Here is a 21,845-nt window from a genome sequence, read left to right on the forward strand (position 1 = left end):
CATGCACCCGGACTCCGTCCTGCCGCCGCTCGGGCAGGCCCCGCCTGCCGTCACCGCCCGTCCCGTCCTTCAGGAAGCACCCGTGAACGCACCCTTCGACGAGTCACTCACCCTGCACGCCAGCCCCGGCCCGCTGCTCGGGAGTTTGTGCAGCGGGTACGGGGGGCTCGACCTCGGCGTGCAGGCCGCGCTCGGCGGCCGTCTGGCCTGGCACGCCGAGACCGAGCCCGGCCCATCCGCGATCCTCGCCCGTCACTGGCCCGGCGTGCCGAACCTGAGCGACATCACCACCATCGACTGGTCCACCGTCCCGGGGGTGTGCGTCCTCACTGCGGGATTCCCCTGTCAAAGACGTCTCGGTTGCCGGCCGCCGCGCCGGGCTCAACTCCGAAACCCGATCCGGTCTTTGGCTGCACGTGGCTCGCGCTGTCGAGGCCCTGCGCCCGCACCTCCTGGCGGTCGAGAATGTACGAGGACTGCTCACCTCCCCCGCCGTCGCAGCCTCCGCTGGCGACGTGGAACGCTGCCCGTGGTGTCTGGGAGACGACCCAACTCAGTCTGATCTGCGGGCACTTGGCGCCACACTCGGCACCCTGGCCTTCCCTCTCAACTCAGCCTGTTGCAAGCGGAAGGGAAGGATAACGGCCCTTATCCTTCCTTTTCTCCCGGGCCGCCGGACGGGTGAACCCGCGCGGCGCGGCGCGCGGGCACCGCCGCGGGCCGGGCCGGCCGCCCGACGATGGGGGGATGACGCAGCCGATCCCGTGCGGGCCGTGAGCACCGCCCCCGCCTCGCAGGAACTGCCCCACTGGGAGCACTGCGGGCACGGCGCCGACCCCGCGACCGACCCGGTCGGATGCCGCGGCATCCACGTCCCCGGCCACACCGCCTGCCTGGCCCACATCCCCGACAACGACCGTGACGACTACCTCGCCGACCTGCACCCCGGCGCGGACATCGACCACCAGGGCACCCCCTTCACCGGCGACCTCCTCAGTTCCCTCCTACAGCCCCTTCGGGACCCTGCCACCCAAACCGCCAGAATCGGCAATGCCGGGTTCAACGAGGCAACGTTCTCCGACCACGCCGACTTCGACGGGGCGACGTTCTCCGGCGACGCCCGCTTCGAGAGGGCGACGTTCTCCGACGGCGCCGACTTCAGCGTGGCCACGTTCTCCGGCCTCGCCGCCTTCAGTTGGACGACATTCTCCGGCGGCGTCTGGTTCAACGAGGCGACGTTCTCCCACGGCGTCCGGTTCCACGAGGCGACGTTCTCCCACGACGCCGGCTTCGGCTACGCGGCGTTCCCCGGCAACGCCTGGTTCGACGGGGCGACGTTCACCGGCGACGCCTGGTTCGACGGGGCGACGTTCTCTGCCAAAGCCCACTTCAGAAATGCGACATTCTCCGGTAAAGCCAACTTCGACGGGGCGATGTTCTCCGGCGACGCCCGGTTCGGAGGGGCAATCTTCCGCCGCCCCGGGAGGTTTGAGCGGGTCAGGTTCGAGCAAACGCGGCAGTTCGGGCCGTTGCTGGCTCACCGAGGGCTGATGCTGGATGAGGCGCAGTTCATGCAGCCGGTGCAGATCGAGGTGAGCACGATCGGGCTGTCCTGCCGCCGCGCACGCTTCCCCGGCGGCGTCCAGTTCCGATTGCGGTGGGCTCGTGTCGTACTGGACGACGCCGACTTCCCCGCACCATCGATCCTCACCGGCATCCCCCAGCTGGCCGGTGACCGGCTGCGGGCCCAGGAACAGCGCATCGCCAGGGCCTGGCAACGCCTGTTGGCAGGGGAGTTCTCCGAGCGCCCGCAGCTGCTGTCTCTGCGGCGCGCCAACGTCGCGGGCCTGGGGCTGAGCAACGTCATCGCCGCCGACTGTCTGTTCTCCGGCGCGCACAACCTCGACAAGCTCCGCCTGGAAGCCGATGTCGGCTTCACGACTACACCGCAGAGCTTGGATTGGCGGCAGGTGATCGCCGAAGAGCGCAGCTGGCGGGCCGCCCGGTCACGACGCTGGGCCGCCCGGCTACCTCGCCGGGCCGCTTCTGCGCTTGATCGGGCCTTCCGATCGTTCCGCTGGGCCGCCCCGCGCTGGCCGAAGTGGTTCGAGCCGCCGCCTGGGGAACTGAACCCAGGCCAGACCGCCGCTCTGTACCGGGCCCTGCGCAAGGGACGCGAGGACGCCAAGGACGAGCCCGGTGCCGCCGACTTCTACTACGGCGAAATGGAAATGCGGCGATGCGCGCGCCCTGCTGCCGGGAGTCCGGCCGATGGCCGGACCAGCAGGGGGCAGGTCGAACACTGCGTATTGACGGCGTACTGGCTGGTGTCCGGGTACGGGCTGCGCGCCTGGCGGGCGCTTGCCTGGCTCATCGTCGTGACCGCGATTCTCGCGCTCGTGTTCCATCTGGTCGGCTTCACCAACCCACCGCAGCCGGTCTCGTACTGGACCAGCCTGCTGTATGCACTCCGTGCCACCCTGTCGCTCACCGACAGTGAGGTGACGCTCACCGCATGGGGAAAGCTGCTACAAGCCGTTCTCCGCGTCACCGGCCCGGTCCTACTCAGCCTCGCCCTCCTTGCCCTCCGGGGCCGCGTGAAGCGGTGAAATGTACAGGGCCGACTGCCCCAACGAGCATGCATGCCTGAATGGGAACCAGATTGATCAATATCCTTCATTACTCTGACGGCCCGCCGGGAGGGTGAACCCCTGCGCCGGGCCGTTTCAGATACCGCCGAGGGGCGATGGCATGGATCGATGATGGGGGCATGGAGAGCCGAACAGTCCGCCAGCCATGAGCACACCATTCACTCCGGCATGGCAGCGTCCCGGTTGGCCGAAGTGCGGGATGAGCCAGACCGATAGCGACCTGGTCGGCTGCCGAGGAAGCCAGCTTCCGGGGCTGAATATCTGTCTGGTCCACGCAGAAGCTGAGGACCGTACAGAGTACTTCCGGAGCCTTCGCGCGTCCGGCGCCCGCGCCAAGGTCGATCACCGTGGTACCCGCCTTGATGCAGCCCTCCTTGCTGGACTCCTGGGGGCACTGCGGAACCCGGACACAGGACGGATCGAGGTTGGCCGAGCCTGGTTCGACGAAGCGGAGTTCTCCGCCGACGCCGCGTTCGACGGGGCGACGTTCTCCGGCGAGGCACGGTTCGCCGACACAACGTTCTCCGCCGACGCCCGGTTCGACAGGACGACATTCTCCGCCGACGCCCGGTTCGACAGGACGACATTCTTCGGCGACACCTGGTTCGTCGGGGCTGAGTTCTCCGGCGAGGCCCGGTTCGACGGGGCGACGTTCTCCGGCGAGGCCCGGTTCGACGGGGCGGATTTCTCGTCCGACGCCGACTTCACCGACGCGACGTTCTCCGGCGGCACCTGGTTCGACGGGGCGACGTTCTCCGGCGACGCCGGGTTCATCAGGGCGACGTTCTCCGCCGACGCCGCATTCGACGGGGCGAGGTTCTCCGGCAGCGCCTGGTTCGACGGCGCGACCTTCTCCGCCGACGCCGAGTTCGCCGGCGCTGAGTTCGCCGACGATGCCGACTTCAGAAGGGGGACGTTCGCTGCGGCACGGTCGTTCGGGCCACTGGTATGCCAGCACGCGGTGAACTTGTCCGAGGCGGTCTTCGAGCTGCCGGTCACGATGGAGATCGCAGCCCGCGAAGTTCGCTGTGTCGGGACACGATGGGAGTCAAGAGCAACCCTGCGACTCCGCTACGCGGTGGTGGACCTGAGTGATGCCGTGCTGTCCTCCCCCACGGCCGTCACCGCTCACCCAGTCTCATTCACCGCAGATGCCGGCGAGGTCCTGGACGAACTGCTCCTCCTCCCACTCGACCCTCGCGCATGGGTGGCCTCAGTACAGGGGGTGGACGTCGCACACTTGGTGCTGACCAGCACCAACCTGACGGAATGCCGTTTCACGGAAGCCATCCACCTGGACCAACTCCGGCTGGAGGGAAGCTGCACCTTCGCCCGTACCCCGGCTGGCTACCACTGGCGCTGGCACCTATACAAGGTCGGGCTCTACCGGTGGAGCCGCCGACGGACCCTGGCCGAGGAGCATCACTGGCGGGCGAAGTGGGCGGAGGAGACCGGAATCAAGAACCCAAATCCGCCACGTGGCTGGCAGAAACCTGACACAGCAGTTTCCGCCGGCCCCGAGCCGGTGAGCCTAGCTGCGACATACCGGCAGCTCCGCAAGGCCTTCGAAGACGGCAAGGATGAGCCCGGCGCTGCAGACTTCTACTACGGCGAGATGGAGATGCGCCGCCACGACCGAACGGGAACCTCGCGCGCCGAGCGAGGCCTGCTGTGGGCATACTGGCTGCTCTCCGGCTACAGCCTGCGGGCCCTGCGCGCCGTGGGCTGGCTGGCCGCGGCCATGGTCTTGACCGTGATCCTTCTGATGGAGTTCGGATTGCCCCTAGACCCCGGCCCGACAGAGAAATCGCAAGGCACAGTTACTGCTGGGCAAGTCGTCAGCTGGAGTACCACGCCTCAAGAACCCGGCGGCGCCGCGCCCGGCGAAAGGTTCACCGTGCCGCGGCTTGAGTGGGCAACTCGAACCGCGTTGAACTCGGTGGTCTTCCGCTCCGCCGGGCAGGGGCTGACCACCAGCGGCACCTACATTGAGATGGTCTCCCGGTTTGTTGAACCGATCCTGCTCGTCCTCGCCCTGCTGGCGGTGCGCAACAGGGTCAAACGCTAGAAGCACGCGCCCCAGACGACACCCCTCTGGTCTGTACCTGTACCGAGAACACCTTCCCGCCCGCCAACGAGCATCCCCTTCAGATCGTCTTCAACAGGCACATCCAACGGGGAACTGGCCGAGCTTCGGTACGACGCGAAGTGGCTCGTGCTTCGCACCTCCGACGTCGGTGCACCCCACCACCGAGCCAGGGTCTTCCTCACCGCCTGGCCCACCGGGACTGGTGCTGATGAAGACGCCCACGAGCAACATCGGCTCCAACGGCGGGAGCCAGCACCCGGAGAAGAGGAAGCTCGGCGGCCACGGCCCGAACCTAGCGGACGAGGTGGAGTGACTGCTGCCCACTCCGAAGGCGTCCGACGGGATCAAGGGCTCGCCGAACCAGCGGCACGGCGGCGGGGACCTGACCCTGCCCTCGGCGGCCGCCTCGCTCCGGCCTTCCTCGCCCCGGAACCCGGCCTGGCGCTCCTCCCGGTGCCGGGCCTCGCCGACCTCGACGGCAGTGGCGCTGCCGCTGTGGCCGCAGGCGGAACAGGACGGCTCGACCCGGACGCTGGGGACCATACGCCGCAGCCGTCGCCCGATGGGAGATGCTCACCCGCCCGGCGCCGACGGCCACCGACGAGGGCGGCAAGCTCCGGGCGAAGTTCGTCGAGTGGATGCAGGGCCTTCCGCCAGGCTGGGTGACCGCCGCCCCCGGACTCGGCCGCCCGGCCCAGCTCACCGCCCTTGGCAACGGCGTCGTCCCCCAACAAGTCACCAAGGCACTGGAGTTGCTGGCCCCGCCCTTCCCCCGCTGCCCGCGCTGCTCTACCGGGTGAGGGGCTTCTACCTCTTTTTCCCGGCCGTACCAAATCCCGGAATCCGCGGACTCTTCTGCCCGCAGCCGCACCAAACCGAGGGGGCTGTCATGCCTGCGCATGCCCCGGTCCGGCGCGCCCGCGCGCCGCCGGCCGTACGACCGAAGGACCTTCTCCCTTGAGCACCACCACCGCCTGCGGCCCTACCCAGGACAGCGGATACCGCGCTGTCCTGGGTTCGCCGCACGTCGCCCGCCTGCTGGGCGGCACCCTGATCGGCCGCCTGCCCACCGGCATGGCGCCGATCGCGATCCTGCTGCTGGTGCGCACCGAGCACGGCCCGCTCGCCCTGGCCGGAGCCCTCGGCGCCTTGTACGGCCTCGCCTGCGCGCTCGGGCAGCCGCTGCTCGGGCGCCTGGTCGACCGCCACGGTCAGAGCCAGGTCCTCGTCCCCGCCACGCTCGCTGCCAGCACGGCGTTCCTGCTGCTGCCGTGCACTGGCCCGGCGCACCACCCGGTGCTCGCCGCGCTCACCGTGCTGGTGGCGGGGCTGGCAACGCCGCCGTTGGAGGCCGGTCTTCGGGCTCTGTGGGTGGTACTGCTGCCCGACGCCGGACGTCAGCGCACCGCACTCTCGCTGGACAGCAGCACCCAGGGCCTGGTGTTCGTCGCAGGGCCCCTGCTGGCCACCGGCTTCGCGGCCGGCGCCGGAGCGACCAGCGCGCTGGTGGCGACCGCGGCCCTCGGCCTGCTCGGCACTGGCCTGGTCGTCACGGCCCGGCCGTCCCGCTCCTGGACGCCGTCAGAGTTCACCGAGGCGGTGCACTGGACGGGTCCGCTGCGGGTGCCGGGACTGCAGGTGCTGTTCGCGGCGCTGGTCGGCACCGGTGTCGCGCTCGGCGCGGTCAACGTCCTGGCGCTGTCCGCCGCCGAGCACCACCACGCCGGGTGGCTGGCCGGGGTGATGCCGGCAGCGCTGTCCATCGGCAGCATGCTCGGCGGCCTCGCCTACGGCCGGCACGTCTGGCCCGGCGCCCCCGCCCGGCACCTGGTCGCCGCCTCGGTCGGCTTCGCAGCCGGATGGCTGCCGCTGCTGCCCGACCCCGCCCCAGCCGTCGCCGTCCTGGGCGCCGTGCTGCCCGGCACCTTCCTCGCACCGCTGCTGACGGTCGCGTTCCTCACCGTCGACCGTCTCGTCCCCGAGGGCGAGTCGACCGAGGCGTTCGCCTGGCTGATCGCCTGCATCGGCGTCGGCCAGGCCGCCGGCACCGCCCTGGCCTCCCTCGCCTCCGTCCCGCTGCTCGTCGCCGCCGTCCCGCTCGCCGGGGCCGCCTTCGCGCTGTGGCTGCTGCACCGCTTCAACGACCGCCTCTCCGCCTGACCACCACGCTCATCCCGAAGGACACCACCGTGAACACCCCCCTCTTCGCCGCCGCAACTCCCAACGCCCGCATGCACGTTGTGTGGGACTGGAACGGCACGATCAAGGACGACCTCGACGACCACGTCTGCGCCCTGAACGCCACCCTGCCCGCCCTCGGCGGCACCGTGGTCGACCGGGAGACCTACCGGGCCAAGCACACCGTGCCGATCCCCAACTTCTACGCCCGTCTGCTCGGCCGCACGATCACCGAACAGGAGTGGCTCTCCAGCGACAGCGCCTTCCTGGCCCATCTGCGCGCCCAGCCGGTGCGCGTGCGCGAGGGCGCCGTCGAGCTGATGGCCGCCCTGCGCGAGGCCGGGCACACCCAGTCGCTGCTCTCCCTGTGCCCGCACGACACCCTCGTGCGCGAGGTCGAGGAGGCCGGCATCGGCCACTTCTTCACCCGGGTCGAGGGCCGCACCGGGCCCTCCGGCGGCACCAAGGCCGCACCGCTCACCGCCCACCTCGAAGCCCTCGACCTCGCCGATCAGGCGCACCGGGTGCTGCTGGTCGGCGACGCCGTCGACGACGCGGACGCCGCCCACGCCAACGGCGCTCACGCGGTGCTGCACACCGGCGGGCTGCACCACCCCGCCAAGCTCGCCGCCGCCGGCCACCCGCTGACCGACACCCTCGCCGACGCCGTCGCCCTCGGCCTGCGCCTCATCCAGGACCACGGCGCCCAACTGTCCTGCGCCTAGCACGGATCGGCGGCCGGACCAAACCGCCGATCCTGCGGACCATCTCCTCACCAACCGCTGCACCGGAGCCCTGCCGTGACCCGAAGAAGACCTTCCGACCCCGCCCTCCCCGTCCGTCCGAACCCCCTGGATGTGCCATGTCCGAGTCCGCCCCGATGCCGGGCGCCCCCGAGCCCGAGCCGATCCGTATCCCCGACGAGGCCCTCGACGACCTCGTCAGCGCGCTGAACCGCACCATGGCCGAGGTGCGCCAGCACGGTGTGCTCCTCGACCGCCTCGGCTCCGAAACCGACGCCGAGACCGGGTCCGGCGCGGCCCAGCCGGTCCCCGAGGGCGAACCCGCCCCTGTCCCTTCCCTGTTCATCCTCGCGATGGGCGGCGCCCAGTACGCTGCCGAGCTGGCCGAACTCTCCTTCTGGGTCACCCACATCCTGCTGCCCGTGTACGGCCGGGAGGTCGGCTCCACCCGGCCGTGGTGCGCGAAGTGGCACGAACACCCCGAGGCCGTCGCCCGCCTCCACGCGCTCTGGCTCGCATGGCAGCAGCTGACCGCCGCCGAGGCCGGCCACACCGGCCCGTCCACCTGGCATCGCGACCACCTGGACCACACCCTGCTCCAACTGCGCTCACCCGACGGCCCATTCGCCGCCTGCACCACCAGCCCCTCCCGGCTGGCCCACCGCGTCCTGACCACCCCCGACCAGCTGGGACTCGCCGCATGAACACCCGCGACTTCCGCCTCGACGGCCTCAAGGCCGCCGACGAGTCCCCCGGCCATGCGTACAACCACCCCCGGGAGAAGGACTTCCAGCTCATCTCCCACCACGACGTGGGCGACCGCAGCTTCATCATCGCCTTCGACAACACGGCGACCTGGGACTACCCCAACAAGGCCAACATCGTCTCCTTCGACGTCAACCGCGACCGCAGCCAGGGCACCTTCAGCATGCACCGGGACAGGCACGCCACGTTCGCGTTCGCGCAGAACTGGCTCGTCAACCGCGGCTGCCCGCCGGACAAGCTCGCACCGGTCGTCGACGTCCCCCGCCCCGCCGACGAGCTGTCCGTCCGGGTCGAGGACCGCATCCGGCGATCCGGCGAAAACCTTGAGGTCGCTGACCACCAGGTGATCGACGGGGGCGACACCGAGGGCTGGAGCATCGCCGTCGACCGCCAGGCCAGCGAGCTGCCCGTCCGCGTGTTCCTGGAGACGCTTCAGCCCGAGCAGTTCACCTACACGGTGCGCGAGGGGGCCTTCGCCAACCACGCCGCCGCCGACGACTGGCTGGAGCATCGCTCGACCCCGCTGCCCGAGCCGCCCGAGTACCGCCGCGATACCGACGCTCTGCGCACCAGCGCCGCGCTCGCCCGCAGCACCACCGCCCCGACCGTCACCGCTGCCGGCGTCCTGGTCGCCGCGCCCGCAGCCGCCGCCGTCGCGCGGCCCGATCGGGGGCGGTCGCTGTGAGCCGCGCCAAGTTCGCCTTCTCCGCCCACCCCGACGCCATCGCCGACCTGCGCCAACTCCCCGAACCCATCCGCGACCAGGCCCTGCTGCACCTCCAGGACCTCGTCCACGGCGAGCGCGTCGCCACGCGCTTGGAAGGCCGGTTGGAGGGCTGCCACAAGATCTATCTCGGCGTCGGAAACGACTGGGCTTCGCACCGCCTGGTCGTGCAGTTCCGCGACGCCCCCGCATCCTCCCAGCACCGGCGCGAGGTGCACCTCGTGGCCGCAGGCCCCCGGCTCGACTACGCGGTCTACCGCTCCGCCCAGAACCGGCTCGGCCGCACCGGGCTCAACACCCCTGACGGCCTGGACCCGGCCCGGGAGGCCCACATCCGGCAGCAGCAGGAAGCCCGCGTGCGCGCGACCCGCGCCCGATCCGTGCGCCCCGCTCAGACAACCCCCGCGGGCGCTGCCTACACCACCGCATCCCTCGGATTCGCCACCAGCGCTGCCATCCGAAAGGCCCGATGATGACCAGCCCCGTCCCCACGCACACCGACCTCGCGACGTGGCTCGCCGAGGCCGCCGAGGCCGTCTCCGGCATCGCCACCACCGAGCACACCGCGCCGAGTTCGCGTTCCTACCTCCACCCCGTCCTCGGTCCGCTCACCGCCGGGCCGAAGGTGATCACGAAGCTCGCCTGGCGGATGGAGGACCTGCTGGACGCGAGGCTGCCGGCCACCCCCGCGGCCCTGTTCACCCTCGCCTCCTACGCCTCCGCCCTGGGCTGGCTGACCGAGTCGCTCGCCGACCTCACCCAGGCCGTCGACTGCTTGACCGTCGAGGTTGGCCTGCCGTCCGACGCCACGGCCACCGCCCCCGGCGAGGTCCCGGACTTCGATCTCTCGGCCTACGCCCCGCAGGACCGGCAGGCCATCACCGCCCTCGCTACCGAGGCCGCCCTCCCGCCGGGCCTCTACCTGCAGATCCTGGGCCAGGCTCTGCTCGCCTCGACGGAGTTCACGGACGCATGCACGGAGATCATCACCGCCCTGACGAAGGACGCCCACCGCCTCCTGGACGAGGAGGTCAGCTTCGTTCGCCTCGGCGGCGAGGGTCCCGACAGCCTGCCCACCCTGGTCCGCTCCCTCCTCGCCCGGATGGAGATGGCCGAATGAACCCCCACGACCCGCTGAAGAACCCCGGCGCGCACCTGGTCTTCGACCAGCTCGGTGCCGAGAACCCCTGGGAGCTGTACGCGCGCCACCCCGGCGAAAGCCCTCTCACCCGCCTCGCGTTCATGGTGGCGTCCTGCGCCCGCGAAGTCGACCGGCTCCACCAGGACCTCACCGCCAAGGCGCAGCAGGTGACCGAGCGTCTGGCGCCGATCGCCCGGGGCGATCACGCCTCGATGCGCGGGGTCAATGGAGTCATGCAGTCCGTCGGCCTTCAGGTCGAGTTGCTCGCCGCTCGGCGGGGCGCGGCGTTCGAGCAGCTCTCGGATGTGGTCAGCGCCTACGAGCGGTGTACCGAGGCGGGCCTGGCGGGTCCGCAGAGTCCTCTTGCCGTCAAGCGCGCGGCGATCATCGCCTGCCCGGTGCCGACCGCCGAGTACGACCTTCCTGGTACGCCGTCGAGGTACGACCCTCGGGCCCGGGAGTTCGAGGCGCTGGCGGCGATCGACCGTGGTCGCCTGTGGCTACGCAAAAGCGCTGTCTACGGCTACACGTTCACGTCCGATGGCAGTGACGTGGCGCCGTCGGTCTGGGCGCACACCGTCGAGGCTTTGATGGCCGAGGACCTCGTGGTCGCCGATACCAGCGCCTCGTCCTACCGACCCGGTCAGCTGCTCTCGCTGACACCCGCCGGACAGGCCCTCCTGGATGCCTCGCGCGCCACCGACCAGCGCGTCGCCGCCGCGCTGGCCCGCACCCCCTCCCGCCCCGTCGTCACGCCCGCGACCGGCCCCGCCCCGGCAGCGTCCCCGGCACCATCGGCCCGGCCCTCCCTCTCTTCCTCCCGCACCCGTTGAACAAGGAACTCCCGGCCATGTCCATCCAGTCGAGCACCCCGATGAGCGCCACCGACGCGCAGCGGACCGAGGCCGCCCTTCGCCGTCTCGCCCCGAAGTGGACCACCCACGTCGTGCACACGATCGCCAAGTACGGCCCGGAGATGCGTGTTTCCGACGTCGCCCAGCACTTCCCGGCTCTGTCGCAGTCGTACGTCAGCAAGCGCCTGGCCACGATGTCCACCGACGGCCTGGTGGTCCGCGACGGCGAGTTCGACCGTTGGGCTCCCTACCGGCTCTCGTCCGCCTCCCGCACGCTCGGCCCGGTCTACCGCGCTCTCGCCCAGTGGTCCTCCGACCACATCGACCACACCCCGCAGGGGCGGTACGACCGGGTCGAGGCCGCCCTGCACCGCCTGCAGCTGACGGACACCACCGAGACCATCCGCCTGCTCTCGGAGCGGGGAAGCCTGCGTCTGACCAACCTGTCCGAACTGCTCGGCTCCCCGCCGCCGGTCACGGCGGCCCGGCTGACCCGCATGCAGGCGGACGGCCTGGTCGCGCGCGCTGACAACCGGCACGGCGCCCCCTACCTCCTCACCGACGCCGGACGGGCGCTCGGCCCCGTCTACGCCACTCTCCAGCAGTGGGACCACCAGCACGCCAAGGCCGTGACCGCTGTGGTGCCGACTGCCGAGCGCACCCTGGGCTCCCCGGCGCAATCCGTACGGACCGCTGCTGCCCTGCGACGCAGCCCCGCCCCCTCCGCGCTGTTCAGCCACGCCCTGGTGCCGCAGCCGCGTGTCCCCGCCGGCGTCACATCGGCCGCCTCCTTCTCGCACGGCCGGTGAGCGCCGTGAACTCCCGGTGCAGAGCGGCTTCCTGCCCCCAGCGTCCCGGGTCCGCACGCTGCCTCGCCCACGGCCGTGTGCGGACCCGCTCCCCGCCACGTCCAGGAGCCCGTCCGTGCCCACCGTCCCCTTGCTTGTTCGTCCGCTCCGTCTCGCCGGCCCCGGCGACCAGCGGCTCGTCACCGGCCCCCTGGCCGAAGCGCCCGGCTGGCGCTTCGCCCGTACGGCGGACGAGGGTGCCAGCTTCACCAGCCCCTGCCGCACCACCGTCTTCACCAGCTCCGGCCCGCCCGAGACCCTGGGCGCGTGGAGCGTCCACGGCTACACCCCCTCCGGCGCGCAGCCGCTGTGGCGTGCGGTGTTCGGCCCCGGCACTCCCGCCGAGATCACCGGCGCGTTCACCGCCGTCCTCGTCGACGGCCTGCGCAGCGGGCACCGCGATTACCTCCTCGGCGGACCCCACCACCTCGACTGCACACCCGCGTCCGTCCTCGCCGACCGCGGCTGGCAGCCCGACCCCGGACCGAAGGGCTTCCATGACCAGGTCGCGCCGGACGGCACCGCCCTCTACCGGCACCGCGTCGGACACCAGTCCGACGAAGCGGAGATCGCCGGCCTGGTCCCGCCGTCGTGGAGCATGATCGCCGGTGACCCGCAACGACCCTCCTGGCGTGCGGACTTCACCATCGGCGTGCCGTTCTACCCGCTCGTGCACGCTGCCCTCGCCTTCAGCTCCCCAGAACCTGTCGAGCGGGCCCTCGGCAGCATCCCCGCCCGCCACCTGCCCCACGTCACCGCCCGCCGTGCCCCGGCCCCGGCCTCCACCTGGCAGCCGCACGCCCGCACCCCGCAGGGCCCCGCCGTCCCGCCCGCCGCGCTGCCGGTTCTCGGCGGAGCACGTCGGCGCTGACCCACGGAGATCTTCCATGCCGTACACACCCAAAAAGCCCCGCGAATACCGGATCGCTCCTCGCTACCTCGCGGACACCAAGGCCGACGTCACCGAGGCCATCACCCCGTTGATCAAGGCCGGGTGGGCCGCCACCAACGACGACCTGGGCAATACCTACGTCACCGCACCCGACCTGACCGCCCGCCTGGCATTCCTCCCCGAGGGTCCGGACTCGACGCTCTGGAAGATCAGCGCCGGTCCGGAGCCGACCGTCCCCCAGTGGCTCGTCACCTTCGACGACCGCGTGCCCACCGAGATCGTCCAGGACTTCACCACCGCCCTCGCCGACGCCTACACACGCGGTCCCGACACCTACCTCGGCGCCGGCCGACCCGCCCCGCGCCGAGTGGCCGGACAGTGGGCGGATCCCCTCCTCCTCCAGAGCCCTGATCAACTCGTCACCCGGTCGACGCGTCCCGGCTTGCTGTCGCACGCCGAGGAGATGGACGACACCACGGAACGGTGGTTCTTCGAATCGGGACCGCCGCAGCGCCCTTGGTACGTCACCGCCTCCTCGCACGTGCCCGCCCCCCTGCTGGAGACGCTCACCTCCGCCGCCTTCGACCCGGCCCCGGTGCACCGGTACCTGCGGCGCGACCAGCTTGCGCGCCTGCCCGCGAGCGTCACCGCGACGCCCACCGCGCCGAGCCCGCTGGAGGTCGCGCGCGTCAGGGCGGCCACCTCCCGCTCGCTCTCGGTCCCCCGGGCGGCTACCTCTGTCCTCGCTCACACCACCTCGACCCGCCCTCCGGCGCTTCCCCAGCCGGTGCTCGCCGGCCGCGCCCGCTGACCCGCAAGGAGGAGTAGGCCATGCCCAAGTCCCGTGCAAACCAGCCGGATTTCGGATCGCGCTCCACCTCCGCTCCTCGAAGGAGACCCCGTTGAGCAAGTCCCTGCTCGGCCTGCCCCTCGCCCCCGCCGAGGCAGCCACCCTGCGCTACCTCACCGAGGGCTACACCGTCGCCGAGATCGCCCGCCGGCAGAGCACCCGCGCCTCCACTGTCCACTCCCGCGCCGCCCGAGCCCGCCGCAAGCTCGGCGCCGGCAGCAACGACCACGCCGTCCAGCTCTACGCCCAGCAGCAGGCTGCCGCTTCCCGCCCGGTCGCTGAGCAAGCCCCCTTGGAGACCACCGTGTCCGACCCGACCGCCCTCGCCCACGCCGACTCGATGATCGAGAAAGCCTGGGGCCGGCCGATCGCCGAACTGGAGAAGGCCTCGGTCCGCCTGCCCGTCGAGGACCCGCTGCTGCGCACGGCGATGCACACGCGCTCCCACCTCGTCGTCGTCTCCAACGCCGCTGTCGTGCACCAGGAACGGCTGCACGCCCTCACCCGACCCGATCACGTCCCGGCCTTCTACGACCTCGACCGCATCACCCAGACCGCGAGCGCGCTGCGCACGGCCTACGCCGAGAGCAACACCGCCCTGCAGGCCATCAGCCACGTCATCGACGCCCGCGAACTCTCTCAAGGCCGAAGGGGGCCCGGACGCCGCGCGCGTACGGGCCGCCACCGCCCGCACCTCGCTGGCACCCCGCCCCTTGGGGCTGCCTGCGAACCAGCCCGCCCCGCCGGCTCCCGCCGCCTCGGCCCGGCCGGTGGCGAACCGGCTTTAGCCGCCGGTCAGTTCGCCTCGCGGTCGTGGTGGGCACCCGGGTCTACGGCGCCCACCGCGCGGGCCAGCTCCTCCACGGTCAGCTCAACCCGCCGCCCGTCCGCCAGTCGTGCCCCCACCGCCTCGTCCTGCTGCCGCTCGGCGCGGCTCACCGTGCGCACGGCCCACTGGCCCTCGCCGATCACCGCGACGTCGCCCATCGTCCAGGCCCGCCCCGCGCTGCGGATCTTGCGCTCCAGCGCCGCCATGTCCCGGCCTCTGCTCGGCACCAACGCCTTCGTCCCCCTGCGCCCTGTACGGCCCCGCGCCGTAACCCTGGTCTAGCACCCGGATGCCCCGATCCATTCCCTTCCAGTTCGCCCACGGCAGAGCCCGATCGCGGATAACGACTACGAACTTCGGGACGCTGCATGTCAAAGTACTCATGCCGCCGAAACCGCAGGTCAACGAAGGGACCGGCCCCCGTGAACACCCTCAGCAGCCTCCTGCCCGCCCCCGTCCACACCGCCGCCCAGGACCGCTCCTGGCTCTCCTCGGACCACTGCGCGGATCCCGTGCTCGCCCTCCTCGGTGGACTCGGCTGGCCGATGGCCGACACGCCGGAGGGGAACGTCCACTGCACCAGCCCAGACGGTCGGGTGTACGTCGGCTGGCTGCCGGAGGACCCCGGCGCCTGGCAGCGCGACATCGTCTGGCGCGTCCAGGTCCGCCCCGCCGACGCCGATCCGTGGACCCAGGAGTTCGGCATCCACACGCCCTCCGAGGCCGTCGCCGGGTTCCTCACCGCGCTGATCTCCGTCCCCGCCCGCTGACCAGCGCTCCCCGAACGAACCGCCCAACGAGACCCAGGAGCAATCGCGTTGTCCTTCGTCCGCACCATCGAGTCCGCCCTCACCGACAAGCTGCCGGACGGCGAGAGCCCCGTCTCCGGGCGTTCGGTCTACCAGACCCTGCGGCAGCGCGGCCTCGCCTTCGAGCCCATCCACACCGGCGGCGGCTACTTCGCCCTGTCCCTGCTGGTCCCCGGTGGAGAGATCCTGGTCACCGACGACGACGGACAGATCGCGCGCCCCGCCGAGTTCCACTCCGCCTGGCTCGCCTGCTTCTACCCCGAGCCGACCTCGCCCTTCGATGCCGACGAAGAGGACGTGGTGGACATCTACGTCGGCGACGGAAGCCTCTCCCTCGCGGACGACTGCACCGCCTGCACCGACTCGGTCGCCCGCTGGCTCACCACCCGCCAGGCCAGCAGCTCGACCGGCCCGCGCAGCGTCAGTCTCGACACCGAGGCCGCCGCCCCCGTCAGCAGCTCCGACCTCACCCTGGCCAGCTGACCCCTCGCCTACAGCACGACACGGGGCCCGCCGCGCGCCCACCTCTGGGCACCCGCCCGCAGCGGCGGGCCCTTCTTTGGCCCCAGCAACTCCCGTTCCAACGAAGGGAACCCGCACGTGAAGCTCACCATCGACCCCACTCGCATCCCCGGCCCGGCCATCGCCGCGCTCGGAGCGCTCAACGCCTTCTCCGTCCAACCGGGCTCCGCCGCCTTCGCCCTCAGCCTCTGCGTGACCGTCAGCGGCCTGCTGAGCGCCTTAGACGACGTCCACGAGCTGGGCCTGCGCCGCGACCGGAAGGTCATCGCCCACCTCGCCAAGGCACCCGACGGCGCCCGCGTGCGCCAGATCGGCAACGCGCTCGACCTGGGCGACCGCACGGTCGCCAGATCGCTCGACCGCCTGGCCGCCGACGGCCTCGTGGTACGCGAGGCCGAGGGCGAGTCACTGCCGATGCGCTCCTACCGGCTTGCCGACTGAACCACCCGCCCTTCCCCGGCCGGACGCCCGGGAGGAACCGCCGACCAGCAGGGAGAGACCCACGAGCACCCAGCACGCCGACTTCCACCCGGTAGTCGTCACCGCGACCACCGAGCACCAGGCGAGCCACGGCATCCTCGCCAGCATTCACCTGCGGATCGTCCGCGCCGACCAAGTCCGCTCCGGCGACCTGATCGTCTCCGCCTTCGAAGCCGCTGAACCCGGACGACTCCACCGGACCGGCTACTTCGCCGCTGGCCCGTACCCGGCCCGGCCGAACTCCTACGACCCCACCTGCGGCTGCGGCGTCTGCGGCCTCCCTGAAGTCCACGGCCCCGACGGCACCGTCGTCCTCACCACCGGCCATCCCTGGGACACCTGCGACCCATGGCCCGCCGACGACCTCGTCCTGATCCGCCCCCGCCGCGACCTGCACGGCACGGCAATCCCCTCTCCCGAGCCGACCACGAGGACCTGATGCCCGCCTACCGCGCCCCGCTGGCCAACCACCACGCCGACCGCAGTCTCTGCCCGCCCGAGCACAAGCACACCAGCTCCGGCAAGCCGCTCCACCCCGACTGCCCCGGCCGCTCCTACTCCCAGGCCGTCTGCACCTGCGGCGGCTGGGAGATCAAGAACTCGGGCAAGGGCTACGTCAACGAGTCCCGCAAGCGGCACCTCGCCACCCACCCCAAGCCCGCCTCGAACGGCCTGGCCATCCTGCGCGAACTGCTCCGCCTCGACCTCCCGTGACCGTCGCCCACGCCCACCAGCCCCTCTCTGCTCGGAGACCCTCGATGCCCCAGTACTTCACCGTCGCTCACCTGATCGCCCAGCTCCAGAACCTCGACCCGAACCTGCAGGTCCGCCTCGCCGTCAATCCCGACTTCGCCTTCGCGCACTACGTCGGGGCGAACGTCGTCGTCGACAACGGCGCCGCCTACCTCTGCGAGGACGGCCAAGAGGGCTACCTCCCGCCCGCCGTCCGCGACGAATTCGCCTGGTCCTGACCCACTCGAAGGAGACCCGCATCCCCACCTCACGCCGTCTCGCCCGCCCGCAGCCGCTCGACCGCTTCGCACTGCACCCCATGCCGTCGTGGGCGAGCGGAGCGCTCGTCCGCCGCATCCCCACCGCCCCCGACCAGCCGGTCGACGTCCTCTGGCTCCCGGCCGCCGCGCCCCGGCTCCCCTTCGGCCGCATCCGGCTGCGGTGGGAGAAGGCGCCCGAGGCCGGCTGGGACGTCACCGCCCGTCTCGGCCTCGCCACCGGTGACGTCCACCTCGCCACCTGGCCCGCCGCCCCCGACGACTGGCCGCGCCTGGTGCGCCCCACGCTGTACGAGGTCTCCGGCCTGTGCTCCGCCCTCGCCTTCGCCACCGCCGCCCTCGAACTCGCCAACCACCACGCCGGCTCCTGAGCACCACCGCACAAGGCCGCCCCGTGCCGACCAGGACGGGGCGGCCTCGCCGTACGTACACCCGCCCTGTGGCGCGTACGCTCGTCACCGGAACACCGAGGAAGGACATACGCATGGCCGACGACCAGCAGCTCTGGGGCTACGCCGAGGTCGCCGCGCACCTCGGCATCAGCGTCGGCGCCGCCCGCAACCGCCGAAACCGCGGCACCCTTCCCGCCCCCGACGACACCAGCATCCCTGACCGCCCCCGCTGGCGGCCCTCCACCTTCCAGGGCTGGAAGCCGATCGGCCAGGGCCACCGCAGCGACCTCCGCGACAGTCCGGCCACCAACACCAGCAGCTGAGGGAGTTCGCCGTGCCCGCCTCTTCGATGCCCTCGCCCCCGTTCCCCGCGCCCGACTCGGCCGTGCTCGCCCTGATCGTCGCCAACGCCGTCAACTCTGTGCACTCCGGCGAGGCCACCGTCGAGCAGGCGATCCTGCACGCAGCCGTCCATGGCTGGTACGAGGGCCACATCGAGGGCGAAGACGCCTGCCCCGGCTGCGACTTCCGGGGTCCGATCCAGCCGCGCCCGTGACCGGACAAGCCAGAGGAGACTGCCAACCGGTGACCAATCGCCCGATCCACCGCCCCGGCGCGCTCGTCGCCTACTGCGCCCTCGCGGCTCTGGGCGCCGCCACCGCCGTCCCCGCCGCCGTAACCGACGCCTACGCGGTGTGCGCCGTCGGGCTGTTCGCCCTCGGCGGCGGTGCGCTTGCCGCTTACCGCACCGCCCGGGGGCGCCGAGCACCGGACCGACCAGGCCGTCCTCGAGCGCCTGCAGCAGACCCCCGACCTTGGCCCCGAGGCACTCGCCGACAGCCTCGGCCTGCGCCCCGCTGCCGTCCGGCTCAGTGTTCACCGGCTGACCGTCTCCGGCCAGCTCCCCCCGTCAACACCTCCCGACTCGCGCTGACCAGCAGCGATAAGGACCGCCACCGATTCCGGTGGCGGTCCTTTCTGCTGTCCGGGCTAAGAGTCGAGGTAGACGCCGACGAAGGTGCCGTCGAATCCGAGGGCCACCCGCCCGGCCTCGGTCGAGGGGTGGTGGGTCCAGGTCGGGTCGGCGATCAGGGCGTCGAAGTCCTGGCGGGTGATCTCCGGCTCCAGCCACTCGTTGCCGCAGCGGCAGCGCACCCAGACGTTGCGGCGGCGGTTGAGCAGCAGCCAGTCCCGGCGGGCCCGGCAGGCGGAGCACGTCACCGGCATGCCGCGCAGCGCGAGTTCGGCCGGGTGCAGAACGCCCCGGACAGCTTCCGGGCCGCTGGGGGGCTGGGTCTCGTACGCCAGTTGCAGGAGCGGGTCGGAGGCGGCCGGGACCGGGGTGGTGATCGGGGTCGGGGTGGTGGTGATCTGCTCGGTTCTGGTCACGTGCTCTCCGTTCGCGGTGCTCGGGTACTTGCGTAACACCTGGTGGAACCGGGTGTCGAGGGGTTTCGGGCAGGCTGCCCGCAGGGTTGGCGGGTCAGCGGCGTGGTGCCGGGCGGCGCGGGTCGGTCACGGGCTGGGCCGGTGCCGGCTGCGCGGTGAGTGGCTGTGCCGGTCCGGTCCTGGCCCGGGTGCCGGCGGCCGGGCCCTTGCGGGGGTGTTCGGGGTAGGCGGGCAGGTCGGCGAGGCGTCGGATGCGCCAGACGAGGACGTCGGTGGTGTTGCGGGCGGTTTCCAGCTCCCGGCGATCGACGGCCTTCTCCAGGAGGGCCTTGGGGTCGTGGCCGGCCTTCTCGGCTTCGGCGAGGACGGCGGCCAAGGCGTCGTGCTGGCGGGCCGAGCCCTTCTGGTTGTCGGTGTCGCCGAGGACCGTGCGGATGGTGGTGTCGTGGCGGCGGCGCTCGCCCTCCGGGAGGGTGCGGCCGATCTCGCGCATGGTGCGCATCGGGGTGGCCGCAGCCTGCTGGTAGGCGGCTCGCAGGTGGTCGGCGGCCTGGCGGGAGGCGGCTGCCTGCTGGGCGTGCCCCCGAGCGGAGTGCCAGCGCGCGGCGGCCAGGGCGAGCAGAACGAGGGTGGACAGGACCATAGCGGTAGTGCCGCCGTCCTCTCCACGTCCCAGCGCGCTGCCGGCGTGGACTATTCCGCGGGCGGTCGAGCGCAGGGCGCGGATGTCGGCATTCTCGGCGCGGACGTGGCTGCGGGTGGCGCGTTCGAAGGCGCGGGCGGCTTCTCGCAGTTCGGTGCGGGTGGCTGCCGGAGAGGTCTGGGCGAGGGCATCGAGGAGTTCGCCAGTGCCAACGAGGTGGGCTGCGGCTTCGTCGTCATCCTGGTCGAGGACAGCGACGGTGCGCTCAGCGGTGCCTGCGGCGTCTCGGCGTCGGCGCGCAGGCGCGGAGCGGTCGGTGCGGGCCGGGCGGTCGTCCGGCGCCGGCGTGGCGGGGGCGCTGTCGAGGCGACGGCGGATCCGCGGCAGGGACAGGTCGGGGGCGAGCTTGGACCCGGGGAACCAGATCGGCTCGCCGTCGCGGTTGCGGTCGCCGGGCAGGGCGACGTTGTAGCCGAGGACGTCGCCGGAGGGGGCATGGCGCAGCTTCACCCGAAGGCCGGCTTCGCGCAGGCGGGTGAAGAACTCCTCCTCGCTGGCGGCACCGGCGACGGCCTGGCGGACCGCTTCGCGCAGGGTTTCGCGCGGGGGCTCGGTGCGGCCGGTGCGCTCGGCCTTCCACTGTTCCTGGCTGGTGGGGTTCTTGGCGGCGGTGCCGTCACCGGGGTTGAGCTGTCGCAGGCCGTACTCCTTCTCTATGAGGCGGGCCTCGGCCTGGGCCTTGCGCTTGTCAAAGCTGAGGCCGGCCAGGCGGCCGTCCTGGCGGACCAGCGTCGCGGCGATGTGGATGTGGTCGTCGGCGTGGCGGACGGCGACCCAGCGGCAGGCGGCGGTGTCGCCTTCGGGGGCGATGCCGGTGGCGTGGACGATGCGCCGGGCGATGGTCGCCCACTCGGCGTCGTCGAGGTGCCGGTCACCGGGGGCGGTGCGCAGTGAACAGTGCCAGATCTTGTTGACGGGTGCCTGCTTGCCGAGGGCCTTGACCGGCTGGTCGAGCTGGTTGGCGAGCTTGGCGACCTGGTGGCGCTCCGGGTTGGGGCCCGGGTCGGGCGCGAAGCCGTTCCAGGAGGCGACGAGGTGCTGGTCGGTGTGCTCCTCGTGCTTGCCGGGGCCGAACAGGTAGTCGATGAGCGGGAAGGCGCGGTCGGTGCCGGTTCGGATCTTGGGGATCACCGGCGGACCAGCCAGTCGACGGCCTCGTCGACCGCGTCGATGGAGGCTTCGACGCGGGCCAGGAGCTGGCTAAGCTCGGCGCCCGGCTGGCCGCCGGCGTTCACGTAGTGGGCGAGCTGGTTGAGGTTGTTGCCCACGGCGCCGAGCTGGCGGTTGGACTCCATCAGCTCTTGGATGCCGCGTCGGTAGTCGGCAACCGCGGCGCTGGGGTCGGTGCTCGCGGCGGCGGCCACGGCGGCTGCAGCGGCGTAGCCGCCGGGGGCGAGGTCGGCTCGGGCGGCGGCGCGCTGGAGAAGGGCCCACTCGGGGTCGCTGAATCGTGGGCAGATGCGGTTGGTGCGCGGCACGCTCTGGCGCAGGCGGCGGCGCGGCGCGGCGCGGACGGCTTCGGCGGGCGGCTGGGTCTGCTGCTTCTCCCCCTTCGTCGGCACCCCTGGGCCGACTCCCCGGTCGGCGGCAGGCCCCCCTGGGTCTGCCGACGACCGGGGAGCCTCCGCCCCCTTCGGGGCGGGGGCGGGGTAAGGACTCCTTACCCCACAACTTGCTCCGCCAGGAGCCTGATCACGGTCATTCTCCTGTCCCTGCGTAGTGCCGTCCTGGTCGGAGGCGGTCACCGGCTGGCCTCGGTGTCGCGCTGGCGGATGTCGAGGAGGAGGTCCTCGACGAAGTCGAGCGCGAGGACGGGGTGGTGGAGGGTCCAGGGGCGGGAGTACCGACCACGCTGGACGCTGCGGGCACCGTCCGGACCGGTTTCGACGCGGTGGACGTGGCCGCGCTGGGTCAGGACGGCGAGCCAGGAGTCCGCCTCGGCCCAGGTGGCGGGGGTGGTGCGCATGATGGGTTGC

Annotated in this window: 28 protein-coding genes and 2 pseudogenes; 26 read left to right on the forward strand and 4 right to left on the reverse strand. The window is 71.9% G+C overall.

Annotated elements, in window-relative coordinates:
- Position 1: 1 nt before the first annotated feature.
- The 26 genes and pseudogenes from ACFVU9_RS13190 to ACFVU9_RS13315 all read left to right on the forward strand — a co-directional run.
- Positions 2-334 (forward strand): annotated as a pseudogene (locus tag ACFVU9_RS13190) (hypothetical protein); the annotation flags it as partial.
- A pseudogene (locus tag ACFVU9_RS13195) lies at positions 330-428 on the forward strand (hypothetical protein); the annotation flags it as partial. The pseudogenes ACFVU9_RS13190 and ACFVU9_RS13195, both read left to right, overlap by 5 nt.
- Positions 429-773: 345 nt before the next feature.
- A complete protein-coding gene (locus ACFVU9_RS13200) occupies positions 774-2,609 on the forward strand; it encodes a pentapeptide repeat-containing protein (RefSeq protein ID WP_387592945.1) in 1,836 nt (611 codons plus the stop codon).
- A gap of 241 nt (positions 2,610-2,850) precedes the next feature.
- On the forward strand, positions 2,851-4,719 hold the full coding sequence (locus ACFVU9_RS13205) for a pentapeptide repeat-containing protein (RefSeq protein WP_387592948.1): 1,869 nt from the start codon (positions 2,851-2,853) through the stop codon (positions 4,717-4,719).
- Positions 4,720-5,309: 590 nt separating this feature from the next.
- Positions 5,310-5,540: a hypothetical protein gene (locus ACFVU9_RS13210; RefSeq protein ID WP_387592951.1), complete on the forward strand. Its 231-nt coding sequence runs from the start codon at positions 5,310-5,312 to the stop codon at positions 5,538-5,540.
- A 157-nt stretch (positions 5,541-5,697) separates the two neighbouring features.
- Positions 5,698-6,900, forward strand: coding sequence for an MFS transporter (locus ACFVU9_RS13215; protein WP_387592954.1), 1,203 nt, complete (start codon positions 5,698-5,700; stop codon positions 6,898-6,900).
- A gap of 29 nt (positions 6,901-6,929) precedes the next feature.
- A complete protein-coding gene (locus ACFVU9_RS13220; RefSeq protein ID WP_387592957.1) occupies positions 6,930-7,643 on the forward strand; it encodes an HAD family hydrolase in 714 nt (237 codons plus the stop codon).
- 137 nt (positions 7,644-7,780) lie between these two features.
- A complete protein-coding gene (locus ACFVU9_RS13225) occupies positions 7,781-8,365 on the forward strand; it encodes a DUF4913 domain-containing protein (RefSeq protein ID WP_387592960.1) in 585 nt (194 codons plus the stop codon).
- The gene (locus ACFVU9_RS13230) at positions 8,362-9,111 is read left to right on the forward strand and encodes a glycosyl hydrolase (RefSeq protein WP_387592963.1); all 750 of its coding nucleotides are present in this window, start codon (positions 8,362-8,364) and stop codon (positions 9,109-9,111) included. The genes ACFVU9_RS13225 and ACFVU9_RS13230 overlap by 4 nt, the downstream gene beginning before the upstream one ends.
- The gene (locus ACFVU9_RS13235) at positions 9,108-9,623 is read left to right on the forward strand and encodes a hypothetical protein (RefSeq protein WP_387592965.1); all 516 of its coding nucleotides are present in this window, start codon (positions 9,108-9,110) and stop codon (positions 9,621-9,623) included. Before ACFVU9_RS13230 ends, ACFVU9_RS13235 begins: the two co-directional genes overlap by 4 nt.
- Entirely contained in the window at positions 9,620-10,270 is a 651-nt protein-coding gene (locus ACFVU9_RS13240) for a hypothetical protein (protein ID WP_387592968.1), read from the forward strand. The genes ACFVU9_RS13235 and ACFVU9_RS13240 overlap by 4 nt, the downstream gene beginning before the upstream one ends.
- Positions 10,267-11,124 carry a hypothetical protein gene (locus tag ACFVU9_RS13245; RefSeq protein ID WP_387592971.1) on the forward strand — a complete coding sequence of 286 codons (858 nt, stop codon included), beginning with the start codon at positions 10,267-10,269 and terminating at the stop codon, positions 11,122-11,124. The genes ACFVU9_RS13240 and ACFVU9_RS13245 overlap by 4 nt, the downstream gene beginning before the upstream one ends.
- 17 nt (positions 11,125-11,141) lie before the next feature.
- Complete coding sequence (locus ACFVU9_RS13250; RefSeq protein WP_387592974.1) at positions 11,142-11,954, forward strand: winged helix-turn-helix transcriptional regulator; 813 nt, start codon at positions 11,142-11,144, stop codon at positions 11,952-11,954.
- Positions 11,955-12,069: 115 nt separating this feature from the next.
- Positions 12,070-12,864, forward strand: coding sequence for a DUF317 domain-containing protein (locus ACFVU9_RS13255; protein WP_387592977.1), 795 nt, complete (start codon positions 12,070-12,072; stop codon positions 12,862-12,864).
- A 16-nt stretch (positions 12,865-12,880) separates the two neighbouring features.
- On the forward strand, positions 12,881-13,696 hold the full coding sequence (locus ACFVU9_RS13260; RefSeq protein ID WP_387592979.1) for a DUF317 domain-containing protein: 816 nt from the start codon (positions 12,881-12,883) through the stop codon (positions 13,694-13,696).
- Positions 13,697-13,787: 91 nt separating this feature from the next.
- Complete coding sequence (locus tag ACFVU9_RS13265; protein WP_387592981.1) at positions 13,788-14,846, forward strand: hypothetical protein; 1,059 nt, start codon at positions 13,788-13,790, stop codon at positions 14,844-14,846.
- Between the two features lie 140 nt (positions 14,847-14,986).
- Entirely contained in the window at positions 14,987-15,334 is a 348-nt protein-coding gene (locus ACFVU9_RS13270; protein WP_387592984.1) for a DUF317 domain-containing protein, read from the forward strand.
- Between the two features lie 48 nt (positions 15,335-15,382).
- A complete protein-coding gene (locus ACFVU9_RS13275) occupies positions 15,383-15,856 on the forward strand; it encodes a hypothetical protein (RefSeq protein WP_387592987.1) in 474 nt (157 codons plus the stop codon).
- 117 nt (positions 15,857-15,973) lie between these two features.
- Positions 15,974-16,336 (forward strand): helix-turn-helix transcriptional regulator, encoded by a 363-nt coding sequence (locus ACFVU9_RS13280; RefSeq protein ID WP_387592989.1) that lies wholly within the window; start codon positions 15,974-15,976, stop codon positions 16,334-16,336.
- On the forward strand, positions 16,326-16,814 hold the full coding sequence (locus ACFVU9_RS13285) for a hypothetical protein (RefSeq protein WP_387592992.1): 489 nt from the start codon (positions 16,326-16,328) through the stop codon (positions 16,812-16,814). Before ACFVU9_RS13280 ends, ACFVU9_RS13285 begins: the two co-directional genes overlap by 11 nt.
- A complete protein-coding gene (locus tag ACFVU9_RS13290; RefSeq protein ID WP_387592995.1) occupies positions 16,814-17,089 on the forward strand; it encodes a hypothetical protein in 276 nt (91 codons plus the stop codon). Before ACFVU9_RS13285 ends, ACFVU9_RS13290 begins: the two co-directional genes overlap by 1 nt.
- Before the next feature lie 44 nt (positions 17,090-17,133).
- Positions 17,134-17,346 carry a hypothetical protein gene (locus ACFVU9_RS13295; RefSeq protein ID WP_387592998.1) on the forward strand — a complete coding sequence of 71 codons (213 nt, stop codon included), beginning with the start codon at positions 17,134-17,136 and terminating at the stop codon, positions 17,344-17,346.
- Positions 17,347-17,426: 80 nt separating this feature from the next.
- Positions 17,427-17,756, forward strand: coding sequence for an esterase (locus ACFVU9_RS13300; RefSeq protein ID WP_387593001.1), 330 nt, complete (start codon positions 17,427-17,429; stop codon positions 17,754-17,756).
- Positions 17,757-17,869: 113 nt separating this feature from the next.
- On the forward strand, positions 17,870-18,100 hold the full coding sequence (locus ACFVU9_RS13305) for a MarR family transcriptional regulator (RefSeq protein WP_387593004.1): 231 nt from the start codon (positions 17,870-17,872) through the stop codon (positions 18,098-18,100).
- Between the two features lie 11 nt (positions 18,101-18,111).
- On the forward strand, positions 18,112-18,333 hold the full coding sequence (locus tag ACFVU9_RS13310) for a hypothetical protein (RefSeq protein WP_387593007.1): 222 nt from the start codon (positions 18,112-18,114) through the stop codon (positions 18,331-18,333).
- Positions 18,334-18,510: 177 nt separating this feature from the next.
- Positions 18,511-18,711 (forward strand): AsnC family protein, encoded by a 201-nt coding sequence (locus ACFVU9_RS13315; protein WP_387593010.1) that lies wholly within the window; start codon positions 18,511-18,513, stop codon positions 18,709-18,711.
- Between the two features lie 56 nt (positions 18,712-18,767).
- Here ACFVU9_RS13315 and ACFVU9_RS13320 read toward each other — a convergent pair whose 3' ends face one another.
- The 4 genes from ACFVU9_RS13320 to ACFVU9_RS13335 all read right to left on the reverse strand — a co-directional run bounded on the left by ACFVU9_RS13320 (position 18,768) and on the right by ACFVU9_RS13335 (position 21,835).
- Positions 18,768-19,166: a hypothetical protein gene (locus ACFVU9_RS13320; RefSeq protein WP_387593013.1), complete on the reverse strand. Its 399-nt coding sequence runs from the start codon at positions 19,164-19,166 to the stop codon at positions 18,768-18,770.
- A 94-nt stretch (positions 19,167-19,260) separates the two neighbouring features.
- On the reverse strand, positions 19,261-21,000 hold the full coding sequence (locus ACFVU9_RS13325; RefSeq protein ID WP_387593016.1) for a relaxase/mobilization nuclease domain-containing protein: 1,740 nt from the start codon (positions 20,998-21,000) through the stop codon (positions 19,261-19,263).
- A complete protein-coding gene (locus tag ACFVU9_RS13330; protein ID WP_387593019.1) occupies positions 20,997-21,431 on the reverse strand; it encodes a MobC family plasmid mobilization relaxosome protein in 435 nt (144 codons plus the stop codon). Before ACFVU9_RS13330 ends, ACFVU9_RS13325 begins: the two co-directional genes overlap by 4 nt.
- Before the next feature lie 179 nt (positions 21,432-21,610).
- On the reverse strand, positions 21,611-21,835 hold the full coding sequence (locus ACFVU9_RS13335; protein WP_387593022.1) for a hypothetical protein: 225 nt from the start codon (positions 21,833-21,835) through the stop codon (positions 21,611-21,613).
- Positions 21,836-21,845 lie beyond the last annotated feature (10 nt).

This window comes from Kitasatospora sp. NPDC057936 (assembly GCF_042887525.1).
Taxonomy (GTDB): Bacteria; Actinomycetota; Actinomycetes; order Streptomycetales; family Streptomycetaceae; genus Kitasatospora.

Excerpts from the sequence above, each read along its gene's own strand:
- ACFVU9_RS13205 (WP_387592948.1), top strand. The coding sequence starts at position 2,851 with ATGAGCCAGACCGATAGCGACCTGGTCGGCTGCCGAGGAAGCCAGCTT.
- ACFVU9_RS13210 (WP_387592951.1), top strand. The coding sequence starts at position 5,310 with ATGCTCACCCGCCCGGCGCCGACGGCCACCGACGAGGGCGGCAAGCTC.
- ACFVU9_RS13225 (WP_387592960.1), top strand. The coding sequence starts at position 7,781 with ATGTCCGAGTCCGCCCCGATGCCGGGCGCCCCCGAGCCCGAGCCGATC.
- ACFVU9_RS13230 (WP_387592963.1), top strand. The coding sequence starts at position 8,362 with ATGAACACCCGCGACTTCCGCCTCGACGGCCTCAAGGCCGCCGACGAG.
- ACFVU9_RS13240 (WP_387592968.1), top strand. The coding sequence starts at position 9,620 with ATGATGACCAGCCCCGTCCCCACGCACACCGACCTCGCGACGTGGCTC.
- ACFVU9_RS13245 (WP_387592971.1), top strand. The coding sequence starts at position 10,267 with ATGAACCCCCACGACCCGCTGAAGAACCCCGGCGCGCACCTGGTCTTC.
- ACFVU9_RS13250 (WP_387592974.1), top strand. The coding sequence starts at position 11,142 with ATGTCCATCCAGTCGAGCACCCCGATGAGCGCCACCGACGCGCAGCGG.
- ACFVU9_RS13260 (WP_387592979.1), top strand. The coding sequence starts at position 12,881 with ATGCCGTACACACCCAAAAAGCCCCGCGAATACCGGATCGCTCCTCGC.
- ACFVU9_RS13290 (WP_387592995.1), top strand. The coding sequence starts at position 16,814 with ATGCCCGCCTACCGCGCCCCGCTGGCCAACCACCACGCCGACCGCAGT.
- ACFVU9_RS13295 (WP_387592998.1), top strand. The coding sequence starts at position 17,134 with ATGCCCCAGTACTTCACCGTCGCTCACCTGATCGCCCAGCTCCAGAAC.
- ACFVU9_RS13300 (WP_387593001.1), top strand. The coding sequence starts at position 17,427 with ATGCCGTCGTGGGCGAGCGGAGCGCTCGTCCGCCGCATCCCCACCGCC.
- ACFVU9_RS13305 (WP_387593004.1), top strand. The coding sequence starts at position 17,870 with ATGGCCGACGACCAGCAGCTCTGGGGCTACGCCGAGGTCGCCGCGCAC.
- ACFVU9_RS13335 (WP_387593022.1), bottom strand. The coding sequence starts at position 21,835 with ATGCGCACCACCCCCGCCACCTGGGCCGAGGCGGACTCCTGGCTCGCC.